The organism is Sinorhizobium sp. (assembly GCF_059070375.1).
The window spans coordinates 794,106-816,367 of the sequence record NZ_JCACWC010000001.1 but is presented as its reverse complement, the minus strand read 5'-3'; the positions used below and the strand labels follow the sequence as shown (position 1 = coordinate 816,367).

The 22,262-nt window shown below is 60.7% G+C and carries 16 protein-coding genes and 1 pseudogene; 15 read left to right on the top strand and 2 right to left on the bottom strand.

What is annotated here, in order from left to right; genetic code table 11:
- Positions 1-131 precede the first annotated feature (131 nt).
- The 11 genes from AC5J09_RS03970 to rhbF all read left to right on the top strand — a co-directional run bounded on the left by AC5J09_RS03970 (position 132) and on the right by rhbF (position 15,361).
- Positions 132-908 (top strand): aminoglycoside adenylyltransferase domain-containing protein, encoded by a 777-nt coding sequence (locus AC5J09_RS03970; RefSeq protein WP_494296932.1) that lies wholly within the window; start codon positions 132-134, stop codon positions 906-908.
- Positions 909-1,071: 163 nt separating this feature from the next.
- Positions 1,072-1,722 (top strand): glutathione S-transferase family protein, encoded by a 651-nt coding sequence (locus AC5J09_RS03965; RefSeq protein WP_494296931.1) that lies wholly within the window; start codon positions 1,072-1,074, stop codon positions 1,720-1,722.
- A gap of 150 nt (positions 1,723-1,872) precedes the next feature.
- Complete coding sequence (locus AC5J09_RS03960) at positions 1,873-3,936, top strand: ATP-dependent helicase (RefSeq protein ID WP_494296930.1); 2,064 nt, start codon at positions 1,873-1,875, stop codon at positions 3,934-3,936.
- Between the two features lie 301 nt (positions 3,937-4,237).
- Positions 4,238-4,678 carry a potassium channel family protein gene (locus AC5J09_RS03955; protein ID WP_338280155.1) on the top strand — a complete coding sequence of 147 codons (441 nt, stop codon included), beginning with the start codon at positions 4,238-4,240 and terminating at the stop codon, positions 4,676-4,678.
- A gap of 978 nt (positions 4,679-5,656) precedes the next feature.
- Positions 5,657-6,961: a RhtX/FptX family siderophore transporter gene (locus tag AC5J09_RS03950; RefSeq protein ID WP_494296929.1), complete on the top strand. Its 1,305-nt coding sequence runs from the start codon at positions 5,657-5,659 to the stop codon at positions 6,959-6,961.
- Between the two features lie 56 nt (positions 6,962-7,017).
- Entirely contained in the window at positions 7,018-8,394 is a 1,377-nt protein-coding gene (rhbA, locus tag AC5J09_RS03945) for a diaminobutyrate--2-oxoglutarate transaminase (protein ID WP_338280915.1), read from the top strand.
- On the top strand, positions 8,391-9,878 hold the full coding sequence (rhbB, locus tag AC5J09_RS03940) for an L-2,4-diaminobutyrate decarboxylase (protein WP_494296928.1): 1,488 nt from the start codon (positions 8,391-8,393) through the stop codon (positions 9,876-9,878). Before rhbA ends, rhbB begins: the two co-directional genes overlap by 4 nt.
- Positions 9,865-11,622 carry a rhizobactin siderophore biosynthesis protein RhbC gene (rhbC, locus tag AC5J09_RS03935; RefSeq protein ID WP_494296927.1) on the top strand — a complete coding sequence of 586 codons (1,758 nt, stop codon included), beginning with the start codon at positions 9,865-9,867 and terminating at the stop codon, positions 11,620-11,622. Before rhbB ends, rhbC begins: the two co-directional genes overlap by 14 nt.
- The gene (gene rhbD, locus AC5J09_RS03930; protein ID WP_338280149.1) at positions 11,615-12,205 is read left to right on the top strand and encodes a rhizobactin siderophore biosynthesis protein RhbD; all 591 of its coding nucleotides are present in this window, start codon (positions 11,615-11,617) and stop codon (positions 12,203-12,205) included. Before rhbC ends, rhbD begins: the two co-directional genes overlap by 8 nt.
- A gap of 2 nt (positions 12,206-12,207) precedes the next feature.
- Complete coding sequence (rhbE, locus tag AC5J09_RS03925) at positions 12,208-13,572, top strand: rhizobactin siderophore biosynthesis protein RhbE (protein WP_338280147.1); 1,365 nt, start codon at positions 12,208-12,210, stop codon at positions 13,570-13,572.
- Positions 13,556-15,361, top strand: a complete 1,806-nt coding sequence (rhbF, locus tag AC5J09_RS03920; protein WP_494296926.1) for a rhizobactin siderophore biosynthesis protein RhbF — start codon at positions 13,556-13,558, stop codon at positions 15,359-15,361. The genes rhbE and rhbF overlap by 17 nt, the downstream gene beginning before the upstream one ends.
- 73 nt (positions 15,362-15,434) lie before the next feature.
- Here rhbF and rhrA read toward each other — a convergent pair whose 3' ends face one another.
- Positions 15,435-16,379: a rhizobactin biosynthesis transcriptional regulator RhrA gene (gene rhrA, locus AC5J09_RS03915; protein ID WP_338280141.1), complete on the bottom strand. Its 945-nt coding sequence runs from the start codon at positions 16,377-16,379 to the stop codon at positions 15,435-15,437.
- A 152-nt stretch (positions 16,380-16,531) separates the two neighbouring features.
- Here rhrA and rhtA point away from each other — a divergent pair, with 152 nt between their 5' ends.
- Both rhtA and AC5J09_RS03905 read left to right on the top strand, forming a co-directional pair.
- Positions 16,532-18,772: a TonB-dependent siderophore receptor RhtA gene (rhtA, locus tag AC5J09_RS03910; protein WP_494296925.1), complete on the top strand. Its 2,241-nt coding sequence runs from the start codon at positions 16,532-16,534 to the stop codon at positions 18,770-18,772.
- Positions 18,773-19,134: 362 nt separating this feature from the next.
- The gene (locus AC5J09_RS03905) at positions 19,135-19,887 is read left to right on the top strand and encodes a GNAT family N-acetyltransferase (protein ID WP_494296924.1); all 753 of its coding nucleotides are present in this window, start codon (positions 19,135-19,137) and stop codon (positions 19,885-19,887) included.
- A 228-nt stretch (positions 19,888-20,115) separates the two neighbouring features.
- On the opposite strand, the gene AC5J09_RS03900 is transcribed toward AC5J09_RS03905, so the two are convergent.
- Positions 20,116-21,003, bottom strand: a complete 888-nt coding sequence (locus AC5J09_RS03900) for a LysR family transcriptional regulator (protein WP_102761984.1) — start codon at positions 21,001-21,003, stop codon at positions 20,116-20,118.
- A 99-nt stretch (positions 21,004-21,102) separates the two neighbouring features.
- On the opposite strand from AC5J09_RS03900, the gene AC5J09_RS03895 reads away from it, so the two are divergent.
- Both AC5J09_RS03895 and AC5J09_RS03890 read left to right on the top strand, forming a co-directional pair.
- On the top strand, positions 21,103-21,825 hold the full coding sequence (locus tag AC5J09_RS03895) for an SDR family oxidoreductase (protein WP_494296923.1): 723 nt from the start codon (positions 21,103-21,105) through the stop codon (positions 21,823-21,825).
- Between the two features lie 54 nt (positions 21,826-21,879).
- A pseudogene (locus AC5J09_RS03890) lies at positions 21,880-22,250 on the top strand (Atu4866 domain-containing protein).
- The last annotated feature ends 12 nt before the right edge of the window (positions 22,251-22,262 follow it).

The following is a 22,262-nucleotide window of genomic DNA, read 5'->3' as shown; positions in this document are numbered from 1 at the left end:
TGCAATATTCTAGCGCGTTTCACTGTTCATTGGACCAGTGAAACGCTCTAACACTCTGAAACTGCGCATTTCCGCACGGGAAGCCGGTACGCACTTTCTCCTGTTAGTACTCATGCAAATCGAGCCGAGCCATGCGAGCGGACAGACAACAGATTGACGAGGCACTGGCAGCGACAGAAACCATCCGCAGCATCCTTCGAGACGCGCTCCTTGCGGTTTATCTGCATGGATCGGCAGTGTCGGGTGGCTTGCGACCGCAGAGTGACGTCGACCTCCTCGCGATCGTCGACTGCCCCATGGCTGACGAACAGCGTCGCGATCTTCTGGCGGCTTTGCTGCGAATGTCCGGCCGCCATCCCCGTCTGGTCGGGGCGCCCCGCTGCATCGAACTGATGGTGTTTCTGCGGGCAGATATCGCCGCACCGAATTTTCCTGCTCGGGCTGAATTCATCTATGGCGAATGGCTGCGGGACACCTTTGAATGCGGAGGTCTCCCCCTACCTGTGTCCGACCCGGAAAACACGCTTGTGCTGGCCCAGGCGCGACAAGAGGCCGTTCCACTGTTCGGCCCCGATGCAATGGAGCTTCTGCCCTCGCTTCCGCCGGAACAAATTCGCCGCGCAATGCGCGATGCACTCCCCTCATTGGGCGACAGTTTACAGGGGGACGAGCGGAACGTGTTGCTAACCCTTGCGCGCATGTGGCGTACATCGGCCACCGGTGACTTCATCACCAAGGATGCTGCAGCGACATGGGCAGCAAGCCAGATGCCGGACGAGGAAGCTGATATGCTGATCTACGCGGGTGAGGCCTATCTGGGCAAGGTCAAGGACGACTGGCAAGATCGGCAGACTGCTTCCGAGCGGACGGCAGCATTTCTGCGCCAGCGGGTCTCGGAACTCCTATGACGCTTTGGGGCGGAAGCTGCCAGGAAGCCGTCTTCCGCTTAGCAACGGCAGGAACGCACCATCGTGCTGTATCTGAATCGGCCGCGAGGATTATCTCGCGCAAGGAGTGTCGGAATCGCGTTCAGCCGGTCGTCTTCAAGACGGACAAGCGATGGAGAGCAGCATGACTATTACCATTACCGCCTTTGAGCGGTCGCCCGATGGCGGCCAGGGGATGGCGCGTGACATGCGCGTTCGCTGGGCGCTCGAAGAAGTGGGCCAGCCTTACCACGTTCGTCTTCTTTCGTTCAAGGCGATGAAGGAACCCGCGCATCTCGCGCTTCATCCATTCGGGCAGATTCCGACCTATGAAGAAGGCGATCTCGCTTTGTTCGAGTCGGGGGCGATCGTGTTCCATATCGCTGAGCGCCATGCGGGCCTGCTGCCGGACGATGCCCATGCCCGGGCGCGCGCGATCACATGGATGTTTGCCGCGCTCAACACGGTGGAGCCGCCGATCGTCGATCGCGAGGTCGCCGAGTATCTGGAAGGCGACGAGACCTGGTACGAGCGGCGTCTGCCCTTCATCGATGAACGCATCCGCAGGCGGCTGGGCGAACTTTCCGGCCGTCTGGGCAATGCGGACTGGATCGACGGAGCGTTCAGCGCCGCTGACCTCCTGATGGTGACGGTGCTGCGGAGATTGGAAGGATCGGGGATACTGGAGGAATATCCGAACCTCTGCGCCTATGTGGCCCGCGGCAAAGCGCGGCCCGCATACAAACGCGCTTTCGACGCTCAGCTGGCGGTTTTCACCGCCGCACCGACCGGCTGACAAAGGTCCGCGCCGGTCGATTGATTACAAGCGGCAACGTCCGAGCGAATCCGGGACGTCCCACTTTCCAACGGCCGTTCGGGCTTGTATGTTCCCCCTCCGTTCTTAAGGCCGCGGCCGGATATCAAAGAGCTCATCGAGGGAAAGTAAATGGCGACGGCGGCGTATCTGGAGAAACTGAACGATAGACAGCGCTGCGCCGTCGAATATGGTATCGGAGCAGGAGAAGACGCCCAGGCAGGCCCGCTTTTGATCATCGCCGGCGCGGGCTCCGGGAAGACCAACACCTTGGCTCATCGTGTTGCTCACCTGATCGTCAACGGGGCCGATCCGCGCCGCATTCTGCTGATGACCTTTTCGCGAAGGGCCGCGGCCGAGATGTCGCGCCGCGTCGGGCGCATCTGCGCGCAGGTGCTCGGTCCCAGTTCCGCAACGACGACCGACGCTCTTTCGTGGGCGGGCACATTTCACGGTATTGGGGCACGGCTGCTGAGAATCTATGCCGAACAGATCGGGCTGAATGCGGAGTTCACCATTCACGACCGCGAGGACAGCGCCGACCTGATCAACCTCATGCGGCACGAACTCGGCTTCTCGAAGATGGAAAGCCGGTTTCCGGCCAAGGGCACCTGCCTGGCGATCTATTCGCGGGCAGTGAACGCGGAAATGCCGCTGAATGAAGTGCTCCGCACTTGGTACCCGTGGGTGTCCGGCTGGGAACAGCAGTTGAAGGAACTGTTTGCCGTCTACGTCGAGGCCAAGCAGGCGCAGAACGTCCTCGACTACGACGACCTGCTTCTCTATTGGGCGCAGATGGTCAGCGATCCCTCCCTGGCCGACGATATCGGCAACCGCTTCGACCATGTCCTCGTCGACGAATATCAGGATACCAACAGACTCCAGTCCTCAGTGCTGCTGGCCCTGAAGCCCGGCGGGCGCGGCCTGACGGTCGTCGGCGACGACGCGCAGTCGATCTACTCGTTCCGGGCGGCGACGGTCCGCAACATTCTGGATTTTCCGAAGCAGTTCTCGCCGCCGGCCGAGATCGTCACCCTCGACCGCAACTACCGTTCGACCCAGCCGATCCTCGCGGCCGCCAACGGGGTCATCGATCTGGCCCGGGAACGCTTCACCAAGAACCTCTGGACGGATCGCGAGTCGGCTGAACGTCCGAAGCTGCTGACGGTGAGGGACGAGGCCGATCAGGCGAACTGCATCGTCGAGCAGGTGCTTGCCAATCGCGAATCCGGAATGCTCCTCAAACAGCAGGCCGTCCTCTTCCGCACCTCGAGCCACAGCGGCCCCCTCGAGGTGGAACTGACCCGCCGCAACATCCCCTTCGTAAAGTTCGGAGGTCTGAAGTTCCTCGACAGCGCTCACGTCAAGGACATGCTGGCTGTGCTGCGCTTTGCACAGAACCCGCGTGACCGCGTCGCAGGCTTCCGGCTCCTGCAGATGCTGCCGGGCGTCGGCCCGCAGACCGCAGGCAAGATCCTGGACACGATCGCAACCGACCCCGAGCCGTTGATGGCGCTTGGGGAAGTCCCCGCTCCGCCGAGGAGCGGCTCGGACTGGCTGTCCCTGGTCGAGCTGCTGCAGGCCCTGCGCAAACCCGCATGGCCGATGGAAATCGAGATTGCGCGGATATGGTACGAACCCCATCTCGAACGACTACACGAGGATGCCGAAACGCGCCGGGCCGACCTCGTGCAACTCGAGCAGATCGCCGCCGGCTATCAGAGCCGCGAGCGCTTTCTCACCGAGCTGACGCTCGATCCGCCGGACGCGACGAGCGACCAGGCCGGCGTACCGCTGCTCGACGAGGACTATCTGATCCTGTCGACCATCCATTCGGCCAAGGGGCAGGAATGGCGCTCCGTCTTCATGCTCAACGTCGTCGACGGTTGCATTCCGTCAGATCTGGCCACAGGCACCAGCCACGAGCTGGAAGAGGAGCGGCGACTTCTCTATGTCGGCATGACGCGCGCCAAGGACAGTTTGACGCTGATGGTGCCGCAACGCTTCTTCACCGGCGGTCAGCACGCGCAGGGTGACCGCCATGTCTACGCGAGCCGCACACGCTTTATCCCCGCGACATTGCTTCAGTTCTTCGAGAGTGCAATCTGGCCCGTCGCCAGCCCCAATGCCTCCGAGCGCAGCGCAAAGCAGATCCGCATCGATGTCGCGGCCCGGATGCGCACCATGTGGCAGTAGAGTTCAGCAATGCGTGATGGTCATCGCACTGGCTGTCCTCTGGCAGCGCTTCGCAGGGGTTCCTATTAGAGAAAATAAGGAAATGCTCGACGGACCGCGCCGAATTCCTGAGATGCATTGTCCTGTACTCCCGCTATTGCCCACCGTCGGTCTCGGCAACGGCACATTGGGACGGGTCCGACAGACCGAAACTCCCAATCCGGACGATGTCCTGCTATGGTGGTTGTACCAGCGTCGTCGAGTCGAGTTGGTGCGTTTGAGGCGCCGTCGTACTGCGGCAAGCACAGGGCGAGGTTGATAAGTGCCAGGGATTGTGTTGGTCTGCCTGCTTTCCGCCGCACTCATCACCGTGACAAGCGCTACTCATTTTGAAATCATGACCGGCGTAGCGATCCTGCGTCGACGCAAGGTGCTTTCAAAACGAGCTGAAATGGTCGTTTTTCTTGGGTCAGCCTTTATGGCTCACCTCTTCGGCGTCGGCCTTTACGCTCTGGCCTTTGCCTGGATGCATTACCATCCTGAATTCGGTTCACTCGAAGGGCTGGCAGGCTCAAACGCCACAGACTTCTTCTATTTCTCGCTGACCTGCTACAGTACAATGGGGTTTGGCGATGTCTACGCGACAGGCGACATGCGAATTCTTGCCGGACTGGAAGGGTTGAACGGGCTCGTTCTGATTGCCTGGTCGGCTTCGTTTACTTTCATTGCCGTAGAGCGCATCTGGCGCGACGACCCGAAGTAACAGCCCAGAGGCCAATGAATAAGGGGGTTGAACATGGCGACCCCCACTCTTCTCCGCACGGAAATGCTCCAGCTTCGTTTCCCGCAATTCGGAAACCGCTGCTCACTGTTCCTGGAATTGCCCTGCAGAGAATTCACCGCCGCCGGGGCTCGATGATGGGGTCGGCTGCTCGAGCTCCTCAATCCCCGTTCGCCCACGAAGCCGCAACCGACGCCGGGTCCCTGCGGACGATCTTTGGATTGCCGGGATCCCGTTCGATCTTGCCAAGCAGTGACTGGATGTAGACTCTCAAATGTCCTCCCGTGAGCGACGCCCAAGATGGAGGTTGCAGTGTGCTGTGGGTGACCACGCGGCCGGCCTGATGTGCGAGCACGACGAGGAAGTCGTATTCCGTCGGGAATCAGGCGGAGCTCCGTGGTCGCGCGTCACGACGCGCTTGACCATGTCGACCGAAAGGCGCCGACCGGTGTGCCTAGCATCACGCTCTGTGACTAGACCAAGACTAAATTGTCACTACAACCGAGAAACGTCTGGCCGACAAGCGTCACGATAAGATGGGTTGCGAGCGCGACGGCGACGACGAGCTTGATCAACACCTCGACCATTGCATCCTCCTAAACCTGACTGAGGGCCCGCGCATAAACCGCAAGCGCCGCCACGCCGGGTGGCTGCCCCATAAGATAAGATAAGGAGTTCGGGCCGAGGGTGATCATAGCCTTCGACGCTGCGCCGGAAGCGTCGGCTGGTCTCTTTCTCCTCGCCCGAGTATTTCAGCAGAGTAAGCGCTCTTGTGACGTCCTATCGCCACTCTCAAAAGGGCGTTCGCTATTGTCTTAATCAGGTTCGCTCACATCCAAGCCGTTCACCGGCCGCCCATTTAAAGATGATTACGATACTCATGTTTATCATCAAACAATGTTGCCCGGCAGTGGCAGTTTTCGATGTTCGCCGCTGTGGTCCAAGGATCGGATCCTTATCATGACAATTGCGAAGACTTCTCCAGCGGTCCGCGAAGGGTCGACGGCGGCAGGTGCAGGAAGGCTTTACGCGGTCTTGGGCGGACTCTATCTCGCCCAGGGGATCCCAACTTACCTCCTGCTCGTGGCCCTTCCGCCCTTGATGCGCGAGAGCGGCGCATCGCGCACTGCGATCGGTCTGTTCTCGCTTCTGATGTTGCCGCTTGTGCTGAAATTCGCGGTTGCGCCTCTCATCGATCGTTGGACGCCGTGGCCGGGGCTCGGCCACCGGCGCGGCTGGGTCGTGCCGACACAGCTTCTCGTCAGTGCAGGTATAGCATCGATGGCGCTGGTCGAGCTCGACCAGGCCGGCGCGCTGTTCGCGATCGGCATCTGCATTACGCTTCTTTCCTCGGTGCAGGATATCGCCACTGATGGCTATGCAGTGCGCCACCTTAGCGGCAGGACGCGGCCTATCGGCAATGCCGTCCAGGCCGGATCGGTCGCGCTTGGCGTCATTGTCGGAGGTACGCTGACGCTGGTCCTTTTCGACAAGATCGGTTGGCGGCCGACGATCCTGCTTGTCGCGTGCCTCTCCCTGTTGCCGCTGGTCGCGGCGGTCTGGATGAAAGATAAGGCCATAGCTAGTCCGGAAGCGCCGCCGCGCATGCGACCAAGCCTCTTCAGCTTCTTCCAGCGGCCGAATGCCTGGATGATCCTTGCCTTCGCCCTCACTTATAGGGCGAGCGAGGGCCTCGTGCGCGGCATGGAAGGACCTTACCTCGTCGACAGTAAAGTGCCGACCGAGTGGATCGGCTACATGTCCGGGGCGGCCGCAGCGACAGCGGGGCTTCTCGGCGCATTGATCGCCGCGCTGATCATCCGCAAGGCGGGCTTGACGGCGACGCTCATCCTGCTCGGCGGGCTTCGCAGCCTCTGCTTCCTTGCCTTCGCACTCAATGCCTTCGGCATATGGCCCGGTATAGCCATCGTAATGTCCGCCTCCGCCTTCCAGACCCTGATCCGCTACATGGAATTGGTCGCCATCTATTCCTTCTTTATGGCGTCCTCGTCCGACGACCAGCCTGGGACGGACTTCACCATCCTGAGCTGCGCCGAGTTGGTGGTGTATCTGATCGGTACCTCGGTCGCGGGCTATCTTGCCGACCGATACGGGTATGCGACGCTCTTCTCCTCGGCGACGTTCATTTCCGTGCTCGGCATCGGATTGTCCGTCTGGATGCTGGAAAGGATCAAAGCGCGTCCTTCACCTCTAGGTCATGATGACTTCAGGTCGATCGACCTGAAAATCGCAGAAGCAGAGTGATTGTAAAGAGTTAGGCCGAGGCGCCGGCTGAGTTAGCCGCCCGAACGTCATCGAAAATCTTGAACGGAGTTGATCTCATGGATGCTTCCGCACGCGCTGACAACGCCTTTTATCTCAACCGACAGGAAAGACGCGAGTCGAATGCCCGCAGCTACCCGCGCCGCTTTCCCGTCGCGCTGAAATCGGCCTTCGGCTGCACAGTTACCGACGTCGACGGCAGATCTTATCTTGATTGCCTCGCAGGCGCTGGAACATTGGCGCTCGGTCATAACCACCCGGAAGTGATCGAGACGCTGCAGCAGGTCCTCGGTTCGGGCCTGCCGCTCCACACCCTAGATCTGACGACGCCGGTGAAGGACCGCTTTGTCGCCGACATTTTCGGCACCCTCCCCGCCGGACTTCGTGACGAGGCAAAGATCCAATTTTGCTCGCCGAGCGGTACTGATGCCGTCGAGGCGGCCATCAAACTTGCGAAGACGGCGACAGGCCGCACCGACGTCGTCTCGTTCCGGGGCGCCTATCACGGCATGTCGCAGGGTTCGCTTTCCCTCATGGGCTCGCTTGGACCAAAAGCTTCCGTTGGCCAGCTGGTGCCCGGTGCGCATTTCTTTCCCTACCCCTATGCCTATCGTTGCCCCTTCGGCCGTGGGGGCAACGAGACTGCAACCCTCGCCGCGGAGTACTTCGAGCGCGCACTGCGTGACCCGGAGGGGGGCTTCAACCGCCCAGCCGCGGTCATTCTCGAAGCCGTGCAGGGAGAAGGCGGCGTCATACCCGCTCCGGTCGAATGGCTGCGCGCGGTCCGCCGCGTGACGCGCGATCTCGGCATCCCCCTCATTGTCGACGAAGTGCAAAGCGGTGTCGGGCGCACGGGCAGCTTCTACGCCTTCCAGAAGGCCGGCATCATTCCCGACGTCGTCGTGCTCTCCAAGGCGATCGGCGGCGGACTGCCGCTTGCGGTCGTGATCTACCGCGAGGGTCTCGACCTTTGGGAACCGGGCGCGCATGCCGGAACCTTCCGTGGAAATCAGCTTGCCATGGCTGCCGGGTCCAAGACGCTGGAAATCATTGAGCGCGACAGGCTTGTCGAACGAGCGGCGATCGCCGGGCGAAGGCTTCGCGCCAATCTCGAACGGATCGCGGCACAGACGCCTTACATAGGTGAAGTGCGCGGCGAAGGCCTGATGCTCGGCGTCGAAGTCGTCGATCCAGATGGCCTGCCGGATGCGCTCGGCCATCCGCCGCATGGGCAGGAGATCGCACGGACGATCCAGCACGAGATGTTCCGTGCCGGGATCATTCTCGAAACAGGCGGCCGCTACGGCAGCGTGCTACGCCTCTTGCCCCCGCTGGTAATCTCCGACGCGGAGATCGATCAGGTCTCTGGCGCTCTTGCCGCCGCATTCGAGCGTCGTGGACGCAAGGCGGCATGAACATCAACGTCGCTGCATTCAGAACCCCACCGACCAACCAACCTGATCACGCCGACCAGATACTCGGCACCGACAGCGAGTCACGCCTGGTATTCCGCAACGCGATGCTGCAGGCCATCGACATGGTGGTCGATCAAACGGCAGCCGCAAGCGGTCTCTACTCCGGAACGAGCGTCCAGGGGCTACGCGGCCTCCTCGACGATCTCGATCCGCTGCCGGAGGCCGGGACGGGGATCGCCGCCGCACTTGCCGATATCGGCAGACCGGCGCTCGAGCATGCTATGACGGTCGGTCATCCGGCGGCAATGGCTCATCTCCATTGCCCCGTCGCGGTGCCTGCACTCGCGGCGGAGGTCCTGATCTCGGCCACCAACCAGTCGCTCGATTCGTGGGATCAATCGCCCTTCGCCACGCTCGTCGAAGAGCACGTTCTCACCTGCCTCACGCAACTGGCCGAATTGCCGGCCTCGGCAAGCGGCAATTTCACCAGCGGCGGCACCCAGTCGAACATGACCGCCTTATATCTGGCCGCGGTGCGGTGCGGCCCCGAAGCGCGCAAAGCAGGCGTCATCCTGACGTCGGCACATGCGCATTTCAGTATCCGCAAGAGCGCCGCGATACTGGGTTTCGCCGGAGATGCGGTCATCGCTATTCCATGTGATGCAGATGGCCGGATGTCAGTGCACGCGCTTAAAGCCGAGTTGCTGCGGCTGGCCGGCGAAGGTCGCATACCGATCGCCGTGGTCGCCACGGCGGGAACGACCGACCTCGGCGCCATCGATCCGCTCGTCGACATCGCCGATTTGGCCGCCGCTCAGAAGCTTTGGATGCATGTGGATGCTGCCTACGGCGGCGGGCTTCTGTTTTCCCGCCATCGCAGCCGCCTTAAGGGATTGGAGCGTGCCCACTCGGTCGCGCTCGATTTTCATAAGATGCTGTTTCAGCCGATCAGTTGCGGCGCGCTGCTTTTGCGCGACCGGGCGGATTTCGCACCGCTTGCGAGCAAGGCGGATTACCTTAACCCCGAAGATGCAGTCTTTGCCGACGCCCCGAATCTCGTCGAGCGTTCGATGCAGACGACGCGCAGAGCCGACGCATTGAAGATTCTCATGACCATGCGCGCTATCGGCCGCGACGGGCTGGACGCTCTGATCTGCCAGACTTTGCAAAATACGTCTGCCGCCGCGGAAGCAGTGAAGACACGGGAATACTTGAGTCTTGCTAGGCCACCGTCGTTGTCGACGGTTCTCTTCCGTTACGTCTCGGCGAGGGGACCGAAATTCGCCGATGCAATCACGCTGAAGACGCGAGCGGCGCTTTTCAACGCCGGCATCGCGGCGCTTGCGACGACCGTTCTCGACGGCCGCGTCCACTTCAAGCTCACCCTGCTCAATCCGCGTTCAACCCCCGATGTCGTCCACCGCATCCTCGATGCGATCGGCGAAACGGCCCGCGAACTGGAGACCCATCATGCACGCCCATAACGCTGCGACGCTTACCCTGCGCTCCCTTCTCAACTGCGTAGCACGCGAGTATTCCCATCACGTCCGCTGGTTGGAGACGCAAGGCCAATTGCGCTTTATGCTGACCTTCCCCGACGGCGGCGGGAGCCTCGGCCTACCCGCTCACTACCGCTCGGCAACCGGTCACCATCTTTTCGGCGAGCCGGTGATGCTGACGGACGAAAATGGGGCGAAGGCGGTCGATGCCGTGCAAGCGATAGCCGCCGTTATCGAGCGTCTGGAACCTTCCAATGCTGCGAAAGACGGCCGTGCCGACCTGCTAAGCCGCACGCATTCGAGCCGGCTCCTGATCGAAGCGGCGCTTCAAGCCCGCAACGGTGACCTGGCCGCACTCGCGGGCAATGAGGTCTCTTTCGTCGCGGCGGAACAGGGGCTGATTGCCGGACACGGCATTCATCCCTGCCCGAAAAGCCGCGAAGGCATGACGGAAGCGGAATCGCGGCGCTACTCCCCCGAATTCGCCGCCGGCTTCCCGCTGCGTTGGTTCGCCGTCGAAGGCGGGCTTTTCCATACCGGCCATTCCGAGGGCTCGCCTTCGGCGGAAGAATGGCTGAAAGAGGCAATGGGGAGCGACATCGATGCCCTCAAGGCACGTCTGCCCGTAGGCGACTTCGCTCTATTGCCAGTGCACCCCTGGCAGGCTGACCAGATGCTGAAGGATCCCACAGTGGCAGCTCTCGTGGCGGGCGGGCGTATAATCGATTGCGGCGAGGCCGGCAAGCCATGGTTCCCGACATCGTCCGTGCGCACCCTTTACCGCCCGGATGCGCCTTTCATGCTGAAGATGTCGCTGGGCGTCGGCATCACCAATTCCGTCCGCGTCAATCTTGCCCGGGAACTCCTCCGCGGGGACGACATGTACCGCTTCCGCCGCCACGGGCTATGGCAGGATTTCTCGCGCAGCTATCCGGGCCTGACACTCATTCCGGATCCGGCCTTTATGGGCGTCAAGATTGACGGCACCTTGGTCGACGGTCTCTCCCTCTCGATGCGTGAAAATCCCTTTACTGGCGCGGATGCCGATCGCAATGTGTCGCTGCTTGCGGCCGTTTGCGAGCATCTGCCGGACCGCGGCAGCCGGCTCGGGGCGCTGATACGAAACCGGGCGCGCCTGGAGAAACGCCCGCTCGATATCGTTGCGAGGGATTGGTTCGAGCGGTTCCTGGCGATTTTCGTCCGGCCGATTTTTGGGCTCTATCTACGCCACGGCATCGCCATGGAGGCGCACCAGCAGAACATCCTGGTCGAAATTGAGCGCGGCTATCCGATCGGCCTGTTCTACCGTGATAATCAGGGCTTCTTCCATCATGAGCGTGCACACGGAGCGCTTGTCGAGGCGCTGCCGGGCTTCGGAGAGCCAAGCGAGTCCGTCTTTGGCGAAGAGCCGGTCGATGAGCGCCTGCTCTACTACGCCTTCATCAATTCGGTTCTCGGCATGGTTGGAGCGCTCGGGCGGGAGGGACTCGTCAGCGAGACCGCCCTTCTTGCGATGTTGCGGAGCGAGCTGCTGCGGCTCGAGGCGCTTGAGGGGGCGAATTCCCCTATTGTGCGCAAGATGCTGGCGCCGACGCTACAATGCAAGGCGAATCTCAAGACGCGGCTTGCCCGCATGGACGAGCTCGTCGGCCCGCTTGAAACGCAATCGGTCTACCTTGAAATCACCAACCCCCTGTTTGAACCGGAAAAGGTTCTGGCAGATGCTTGAGAGGAGCGAGCTGGACACTGCCTTGGCCTATTCGCGCTACGACCCCGACATCCGCGGGACGATCAGCTTCCGCCTTCTTGAGAAGCAGCGCGATCTTCAGCTCCTCTGGCGGTGGATGAACCAGGCGCATGTCGTGCCGCAATGGAAGATGGCGCAACCGATCGAAGACATCGCAGCCTATATCGATATCAACCTCGCCGATCCGCACCAGGATCCGTATATCGGCCTCATCGACGGGACCCCGATGAGCTATTGGGAAGCCTACTGGGCGAAGGATGATGTGCTTGGCCGCTACTATCCGGCAGAGAAAAAGGACAGGGGCTGGCACATGCTGGTCGGCGAACCTTCATTTTTCGGCCGCGGCATCGCGCCCGCAGTCATCCGTGCCTTCACCCGCTTCCTCTTTCTCGATGACCCGGGAACGCAAAAGGTAGTCGGTGAGCCGAGCGTCGCAGCCCGGCGCCTGCTTCGCTATGCACCAGCCTGCGCCTTCGAGGAACAGGGCGAAATCGACCTTCCCGACAAGCGCGCCAAACTGATGTTCTGCTACCGGGAACGCTTCATTCAACAATTCGGATTATGATCATGACGGATTTCGATCTAGTGGGGATCGGCATCGGGCCGTTCAATCTTGGCCTTGCCGCCCTTCTCTCTTCCCACGAAAATCTCTCGAGCGTGTTTCTCGAGCGCAAACCGGTGTTCCGGTGGCACGAAGGTCTCATTCTTCCCGGGACGACGCTGCAGGTCCCCTTCATAGCGGATCTCGTCACAATGGCGGACCCGACGCATCATCTGAGCTTCCTCAACTACCTTGCTGTGCACGATCGCCTCTACAAGTTCTACTTCTACGAAAACTTCATGATCCCGCGGCAGGAATACGATCACTATTGCCGCTGGGCCTCGCAGCAACTTTCCGCTTGCCGCTTCGGCGAGGAAGTGGTCGACGTCGCCCATGAGCCGGCATCCGACAGCTTCATTGTCGAAAGCAGATCCGCCCTGGGGGGAAAGCAGCACTATCGAAGCCGAAACATTGCGGTCGGTGTCGGCACGGCTCCTTTCCTGCCGAAGTGGGCGCAGATCAAGACCGTGGCACCGCTCATGCATTCCAGCGAATTCGGGAGGCGGCGTCTGGAGCTCTCGAAACGACGCCGTGTAACAGTCATCGGCTCAGGGCAAAGCGCCGCAGAATGCGTTCTTGCGCTTTTGAACGATCTGACGCCGGAGATGGTCGCAGCTGGCGCTTCGATCCAATGGATCACCCGCTCGGCGGGGTTCTTCCCGATGGAGTATTCGAAGCTGGGACTCGAATACTTCACGCCTGACTACATGCGCCATTTCCATCGAATCGCGCCGGCCAGACGTCGCGAGATCGTTGCGAATCAAGGCCTGCTCTACAAGGGCATCAGCTTTTCGACCATCGGTGAGATCTTCGATCTCATGTATGAACGTTCGGTGGGCGGACGCGATCCAGGCCTGGCACTCTTTTCCAATTGTGCGGTCGAAACGCTGGAGAGCGCAGGGGCATCGGGGTCGTTGCGCATCGGCATCAACCACAACCATCTGGATGAGAAGGCAACGGTTGAGACCGACGCGATTGTGGCCGCAACGGGGTACCGGCATGCCTGGCCGGAATGGCTGGGGTCGCTGAAGGGCAGCGTTCTAGCGATTTGCGAGCGGGGCGACCTGATGGTCGGCGAGGATTTCCGTGCACGCCGCAGCGACGACGGCTACGGCCATGTGTTCGTCCAGAATGCCGAAACCTTCCACCACGGCGTCGGCGCGCCGGATCTCGGCCTCGGCGCCTTCCGCAATGGCGTCATCGTCAATCAGCTTCTCGGCCGCGAACATTACCGCGTCAACGCGCCGGCATCGTTCCAAAAGTTCGGTCTGCCCTCCAGTCAGACCGGTTCGTCCTCGATTTCAGGAGATTACTATGCCCATGCATCATGATCCCCTTCTTCCCGGCGCCTTTTCCGAGGAGCTCTGGCAGCAGGTCTCCAAACGCCTTCTGGCCAAAGTCGTCGAGGAATTCGCCTATGAACGTGTCTTCGGCGTTCTGGAGGAAAAACCGGGGCACTACCGCATCGATCTCGGCGAGTGCCAGTATCGCTTCAAAGCCAAGCGCTATGTCTTCGACAACCTTTCGGTCGATCCTGCGAGCTTGTCGAAGCGACACGGCAATACGGATACCCCGCTTCACGATCCGCTGGCCTTTTGCGCTGAGGTGCTGCCCAAGCTCGGCGTCAAGCCGATGACGGTCGCACACTTCATCAAAGAACTCGGCAACACGCTCCTTTCCGACGCCCATATTGCCGCACGCGCGGCCAAAACCGGCGCCGAACTTGCCGAGCTCGATGACATTAACATGGAAGGCGAGACCACAGGTCATCCGTGGGTCACCGTCAGCAAGGGGCGCATCGGCCTCGGCTATTCCGATTATCTTGCCTACACGCCAGAAAACCGGACGGCGACCGAGGTGCTTTGGCTCGGTGTCAGCAAGGAGCGCGCCTCCTTCGTCGCGGAAAAGACGCTGACCAACGAGGGGCTTGTCCGCGAAGCCGTCGGAGTGTCGCGCTTCGACACGTTTTGCGCCACGCTCGCCGTGCGAGGCGGTTCAGTCGACACGCATTACATGATGCCGGTGCATCCATGGCAATGGGATCACATGATCGTTGCGCACTTTGCCGCCGACATAGCAGCAGGGCACATCGTGTTTCTCGGCGAGGGTGATGATCTCTACCTGCCGCAGCAATCGGTCCGAACCTTGTCGAACATCTCCCATCCGGAGAAGTCGACGCTGAAGCTATGCATGACCATCCTGAACACGGCCGTCTATCGCGGTATACCCGGCAAGCGGGCGCTGACGGCTGCGCCGCTGACGACGTGGCTCGACCAACTGCTCGCCAGGGACCGATTCCTTTCCGAGGAGTGCGGTCTCGTTCTTCTAGGCGAGCGCGCAGGCATGCACTACGTCCATCCGCAATTCTCCGCGATTGAGGGCGCGCCCTATCAGTTCAACGAAATGCTAGGCTGCATGTGGCGCGATAGTCTGGCAGCGCATCTGAAGTCCGGCGAAACAGGCATGCCACTTGCCGCCCTCCTCCATGCCGGCACGGACCGCAAGCCGCTGGTTCAGGCACTCGCCGAAAAAACAGGCATGACGGTTTCGGAATGGATGGCGCGGTTCTTCGACGTCGTGATCCCGCCGGTCTTCCATCTGCTCGCGAAGCACGGCCTTGCCTTTTCGGCGCACGGTCAGAATGCGACACTTATTCTCAAGGACGGCCGGCCGGAGCGTCTGGCACTGCGCGATTTCATCGACGACGTTATTGTATGCGATCAGGCGTTTCCCGAAAGCGCCACCCTGCCGGAAGAGGTCCGGGCGGTTCTCCTGTGCCTGCCTGCGGACTTCCTGATCCATTTCATCCAGACGACGCTCTTTATATGCGTCTTCCGCTACATGTCGGTCCTGCTCGACCAGCGCTCCGGCCTCTCCGAGCAAGCCTTCTGGGCTTTGGCGCGCAGCAGCATACTCGCCTATCAGAAGCGCTTCCCCGAGATGGCCTCTCGTTTCGCGACATTCGATCTCTTCGGCGATGAATATCCGCGCCTTTGCCTGAACCGGGTTCGCCTGTTCACGCATGGCTATGCCGATGACGACGAGCGCCCGGTACCGGATTTCCAGGGCATGGTGGACAATCCACTGGTCGCCTTCGACAAGCGCAGCAACGCCGCGTAACCGACTTCAAGGCGGCTGCAACGGAAGAATGGCGGCTCCCTAAACCGGGAGCGCCCTTTTGTCTGCCAGTTCGTCAGGCGGCCGCCGCGAGCCGGCGCAGGTCGGAGGGGCGCACGCCGTAGCGGCTCCTGAAGGTTCGATTGAAATAGGAAAGATCGTTGAAGCCGACATTGTAGGCGATCTGGCTGATGGACGTGGCCTCGCCTTCGGCCAGTATGAGGCCCTTGGCGAGTGAGAGCCGTCTTCCGAGCACATAACGGGAGAATGTTGTGCCCTCGCGGCTGAAGAATTTCTGGATTGCCCTCGGGGTGATACGCTCGGCCTCGGCCACGTCGGTTATCGAGAAAGAGCCGTTCGCAAGGTTCTGTTCTATGTGCATCTTGATGGATGCCATGCGACTGTGGGGCGTTTCTCGCGGAGTTACCTTGCCGATATCTTGAGCAAGCACCGGCAGAAGATCGTAGAAATGCGCGACCATCATACCGGCATGTTCCTCGCTCTGATACTCCTGCCTTAGAAGATAGCCCGCATAATTCGTCAGGAGCTGCAAAGGCAGGCATTCCGCCGCGAGCGGTTGCATCATGATCGGCTTTAGAAGATCACGCTTGGAAGCCAGAGCATAGGCCGGAAGGTGCGCACAATCGAAGCGCCCACCTTCCGGCAGTGTGATCTCGGATGAAGCGTCCGAGGGAAGAAATATGACGTCTGCGCGCGCCGTCTCAACCTTTATCCGACGGTGACGGATGACGAGCGGACCGTCCATCGCACGAAGGATGACGATACCGGCGTCCCCCATGCCGCTTGCCTTGACGCGAAGCATTGTTCTGGGAAAATAGACGGTTGCCAGCGACAGGGAAACGTATTTCCAGAAGAGGCCGGTCACACCAGTCAAATCGCCCTCGTCCGCGGCGATGGTCGCCTCTCCGAGCATATCCAGAAGAATGCTTCTGCAAACGAGTCTACTTTCCCGATCAGGCAAAGAAAGCGTCCCGAATTTCAGCGGTCGGATCGTCTCCATGTCGTGAGCAGCCTTTCCTGTTGACGTTCGCATGCGTCCAAATAAGGTTCGCCATTATCCAAGCGGCGAACACCCTTAGCCCATTAAACATGACTTAAATAGTCTTGTATTCACCGGCAGCGGCAGTTGTCTTCTGGGCCGCAGGGGGCGTTATGGGTAATTTTGAGAAGGGCGGCCTAGGCTCGTGCGTCTGCTTCCTGTTAATGACGCTTGGCACGAGTGCTGTCGCGCAGGAGGCGGCGAATCAATCCGAAGCTGCGACAAGCCTGGAAGAGATCGTAGTCACCGGGGGACGATCCGCTCAGCAAATTTCGGAAATCGCGCGCACCATTTACGTCGTCGATTCGGATCAGATCCAGGCCGAGGCTAGGTCGGGCAAGACGCTGCAGCAGATTCTGGGTGAATCCATTCCGAGCTTCGATCCCGCGAGCGACGGAGCGCGCACGTCCTTCGGCCAGAACCTGCGTGGCCGGCCACCACTGATCCTCATCGACGGTGTCTCGATGAACTCGGCGCGCTCGCTGAGCCGACAATTCGATGCCATCGATCCGTTCAACATCGAACGGGTGGAGGTCCTGTCCGGGGCCACCGCAATCTACGGCGGAAACGCGACCGGCGGCATCATCAACATCATCACGAAGAAGGGCAAGGACGCGGAGCAGGGCCTGCATGCGGAAGTGACCGGCGGCATGGGCAGCGGCTTTGCCGGCAGCCAGGACTTAGACCGCAATGCGGCGGGTGCGGTCACCTACAACGGCGAAAACTGGGATGCCCGCCTTTCGATTGCCGGCAACAGGACCGGCGCCTTTTATGACGGCAGCGGCACGCTGCTGATCCCCGACATTACGCAGACGTCCACCGCCTTCAACGAGCGCATCGACCTGATGGGGTCAGTCGGCTACCAGATCGACGACGGCCGTCGCCTTGAATTTTCCGGGCAATACTTCGACAGCAAGCAGGATTCGGATTACGGGGTTTATTACGGGCCCTTCTTTGCAGCGCTCGCCGACCCCAGCCTGTTTGAAACCCGTCCCGGATACGAGTCCGACTTCAATCCGCAGACACGCCGCTCGATGTTCAACCTCACCTACACCGATAATGACGTTCTCGGCCAGCAGCTATTGCTTCAAGGATCTTACCGGACTGAGCAAATAAAGTTCCATCCCTTCCCTGCTTCAGGCAATAGTGAGACGGGTCCTTACTTCTACGGCAGTTCGCAGGACACAGATTATTACGGCATCAGGGCCGCCTTGGTCGCGGAACCCACCGATGCACTGAAAATCACCTATGGCGTCGACGCCGACAGGGATTCCTTCAAGGCGCGTCAGAACATTTTCGACACGCTGACAGCGGGGCAATCCGGAGGGCTCGATTTCGATACGATCGGGAGGACCGGTCTTTATCCATCCATCGATGTCTCCACCATCGCCGGCTTTGCTGAGGCCTCCTACGAGGCTACCGACAGGCTCACTCTAAACGGCGGGGTGCGCTATCAATTCGTCAACACCAAAGTATCCGACTTTATCGGAGCGGCGCAGCAGGTCGCCATCCTGCAGGGCAGAGCAACTTCTGCCGACACCATACCTGGCGGCGAAGTCAATTATGACGCCGCTTTGTTCAGTGCAGGCGCGACCTATCAGTTGACGAATACGCAGCAGGTCTACGCCAATTTCAGCCAGGGCTTCGAATTGCCGGATCCGGCCAAGTACTATGGAATTGGCAACTACTCCTTCTCCGGTGGACACTACACGCTTCTCGATAGCGTGAACGTGGGCGATTCCGCGCTCGAGGCGATCAAGACCAACTCATTCGAAATCGGCTATCGTCTCGATGACGGCACTTACAGTCTTGAAACGGCGGCCTATTACTCGCTCTCCGATCGTTCCATCAATCTCAATCGCTCATCGCTTGCCGTTGAGGTCATCGATCGGGAGAGACGCGTCTACGGCATCGAAGGAAAGGCGGGCGTAAAGCTCGGTCATGGTTTCAACGTTGGAGTTCTGGGGCACTGGGTCAGAACCGAGGTCAAGGGAGCCGACGGTTGGGAAAAGGACTCTGTCGGCAGCGCGAGCGTCTCCAAATTCGGCGGCTATGTCGGCTGGACCAATGACGCTCTCAGCGTTAGGTTTTCCGGTCAGCACGTATTCGAACTCACCGACGCCCAGGATTTCAAGATCGACGATTATACGCTGTTTGATCTAACCGGCGGCTATAGGTTCGAGAATACCGATACGACGTTGAATTTCGGTATCCATAACATCTTCGATACTGATTACACCACTATCTGGGGTTCTCGCGCCAAAGCCCTTTACGGCGGCCTGGCCGACGAGTCGGTGTTCGACTACAAGGGCCGCGGCCGCACATTCGCGGTCTCGCTGACCAAGGTTTTTTAATGGACCGGGGTCACCGAGGACAGTGGGGTTCCACCCCGGGAGCGGGCGGCGGGCACGCTGGGTCCGACGTTCAAGATGGCCGCGCCTTTCGCTCCTTTCAGCTTCATTCTAGCGGACCCGTCGACCTCTACGAGGCCGGTTCAATCTTGTCGGCCTCGGCGGCCCGCGGTCACCGCGCGCGCTTCGCATTTGCGGAGGGGGAACTCCGCATCGACGATCTCCACTTAGGCGACGCCGAGGGTCTTCGGCTTGCCTGCGCAGCCTTCGAATTTCTGTTCGCGACACGACGAGACCTGGCGTCAATCAGACTTGCGGGAGAGGGCTGGAACGCTCTTTCCCCGGAGTTGAAGCGGAGTGGCATTTTGGGCGAGAACACCAGCGCGATCTCGCATCGAACGATCTTCGCAGATATGTTCTGGCAGATACCGGAGATCTGGATGGCCTCGCCGTCAGTCGCCTTCCCACGGCGCGACCTCTTTGACGGTAGGACCGAGCATCCCCTACGCCCGCCAAAACCAGCCGGATGCGTCTATGCCCGATTCATCCCGTGGCTGTCGGGCACGCTGTCGCTCCACGTCGCGACACTCGATGACCTTCCCGACATTCACCGCTGGATGAATGACCCGAGGGTCGACGAATTCTGGAACGAGGCGGGAAGCGAAGCCGCCCATGGACGCTATCTGGAGCGCATGTTCGCCGATCCGCATACGATACCGCTGATCGGCCGCTTCAACGCACGGGCCTTTTCCTACTTCGAGATCTACTGGGCAAAAGAGGACGTGATCGGACCATTCTCAGGTGCCGGCGACTACGACCGCGGTTGCCACGTCATAGTTGGAGAGGAGTCCTGTCGCGGCAAGCCCTGGTTCACGGCTTGGCTACCCTCCCTTCTGCATCTGATGTTTCTCGATGATCCTCGAACCGAACGGATCGTGCAGGAACCGAGCTCAGCGCACCACCGCCAGCTCCGCAACCTGCAGCGCTCGGGCTTCTCTCACACAAGAACCGTCGACCTTCCGACAAAACGCGCCGCGATCATGTCGATCTCCAGGCAGCATTTCTTTCCGAATCGGCTGTGGCATCCGGCCGCGGGTCCGCATTGGAGCAACTCATGAGCGGCCGACCGTACCATCTGCAGGCAACAATCGTAGCTAAGGAGGCCGCGCAGCTTTTCGAAAGCCTGTACGCGCACCTCAACCCTATCTGGGCAACGCTTCGGATGCGGGGGGTTACGAAACAGGAGCAATCGGTCGCCACCTATTGGCACGCATCGTAAGAGGCAGGCACGCTCTTTGCATCGGCATCCTCACCCCCCGCAACCACATCTCCCGAAAACTCGCCGGTTATCGCCACCGCCGTATATGCTCGATCAAAGCTCGCATCTTTGGTGCCATGTTGCGGCGCTGAGGGAAATAAAGAAAGAAGCCGGGGAACGGCGGCAGGAAATCCTGCAGCAGCGGAACAAGGTCACCGGTCTCCACGAACGGGCGGAAGGTTTCTTCCGTTGCGAAGGTGATCCCGGCCCCGCACAGTGCCGAGCGGAGCATGAAGCGCAGGTCATTGGTGGTGATCTGGGGCTCGACCGCCACATCGAAGGGAACACCATTCTCCTCGAATTCCCACCTGTAGGGCGCGACATTCGGCGCTCGCCGCCAGCCTATGCAGCGATGATGGACGAGCTCACGCGGGTGCGCCGGCGTGCCGTGGACTGCGAGATAGGCGGGGGCAGCAACGGCCAGCTCGCGCTGATCGCCCGTCAGCGGCACCGCGATCATGTCCTGCTCGATCACCTCGCCAAGCCTGACGCCCGCGTCGAACCCGGCGGCCACGATGTCGAACTCCTCGTCCGTGACGGTGATGTCTATCGTCACCTTCGGATGGGTCTGAGCAAAGGAAGCGATGAGCGGACCGGAAAGGAATTGCTCGGCGATGGAGGTGACGGCGATCCGCAAAAGACCGCGGGGCTCATCCTCACCCGCTACCCGATCGAGCGCCGCCCCAATATCCGACAAGGGCTGCGACAGAGCCTCGCGCAGACGCTCCCCCGCTCCGGTCAGGCGAACTGAACGCGTCGTGCGGGTGACGAGCGTCGTACCAAAGGCATCTTCGAGCCGCCGAACTCCCTGGCTGACAGCCGAGCGGGTCACACCGAGGCGATCCGCGGCAGCGCGGAAGTTGTCCTCCTCCGCGACGGCCAGGAAAAGCGGCAGAAGGTTCATGTCTATTTTCATTGTAGAGCACTGCTAACCATTGAGTTCAGTGATCGATGGATACCGGCGACAGTCATTGAAGTCCATCTTCTCCGTGCAAATCAAAGAACGGAGTACAACATGGACAAGGTCATTCTTATCACTGGCGCCTCCAGCGGCATCGGCGAGGGCATTGCTCGGGAGCTTGGCGCCGCGGGTGCGAAAATATTGCTGGGTGCACGCCGCCAGGCCCGTATCGAGGCCATCGCCGCGGAGATTCGAGACGCAGGAGGAACCGCCCAGGCGCAGGTGCTGGACGTGACCGACCGTCACTCCATGGCAGCCTTTACGCAGGCCGCGGTCGACAGATGGGGACGCATCGACGTTCTGGTGAACAATGCCGGCGTCATGCCGCTCTCGCCGCTTGCCGCCGTCAAGCTGGACGAGTGGGAGTGCATGATCAACGTGAACATAAAGGGCGTCCTTTGGGGCATCGCGGCCGTATTGCCGATCATGGAGGCACAGCGCAGCGGGCAGATCATCAATATCGGCTCGATCGGAGCGCTGTCGGTCGTACCCACAGCCGCGGTCTATTGCGCAACGAAGTTCGCGGTTCGTGCGATCTCGGACGGGCTGCGCCAGGAGAGTACCAATATCCGCGTCACCTGCGTCAATCCCGGCGTCGTCGAGAGCGAACTTGCTGCAACCATCACCCACCAGGAGACCGTGGCGGCAATGGACGCCTATCGCGCCATCGCGCTTCAGCCCGCCGACATAGCCCGCGCGGTCCGGCAGGTGATCGAGGCTCCGCGGAGTGTGGACACCACCGAGATCACGATCAGGCCGACCGCATCGAGCAATTGACCCGGCGCGTTCCCGGGACGCTTTTCCGCGTCCCCCTGACGAAAGGAATATTCCATGTTCTTTTCCTTATTGACAGATCGCCTCACCGGCGGCGGCCGCAAGCTGCTGATCGCTTCGACCTTGATGACCGCCGCACTCCTGAGCCAAACCGTAGCGAGGAAGCCGAAATGCAGACCAATCACCCCTATGTCGGCCTTTGGGTCACAGAAGACAGTTACATCCGCCACGAGCTCCTGCCGAACGGTCGCTATGTCGAGGCCCGCGGTACGCGTGAACGGGCCTATGAGGGACGCTACCAAGTGGCGGGCACGCATATCGATTATTGGGACGATACTGGCTTTACAGCGGATGGAGATTTTATCGACGGCGTTCTGCATCACGGCGGCATGATCTTCTATCGCGGGAGCAGGACGGGCAAACCATGAGCACTCAGGATG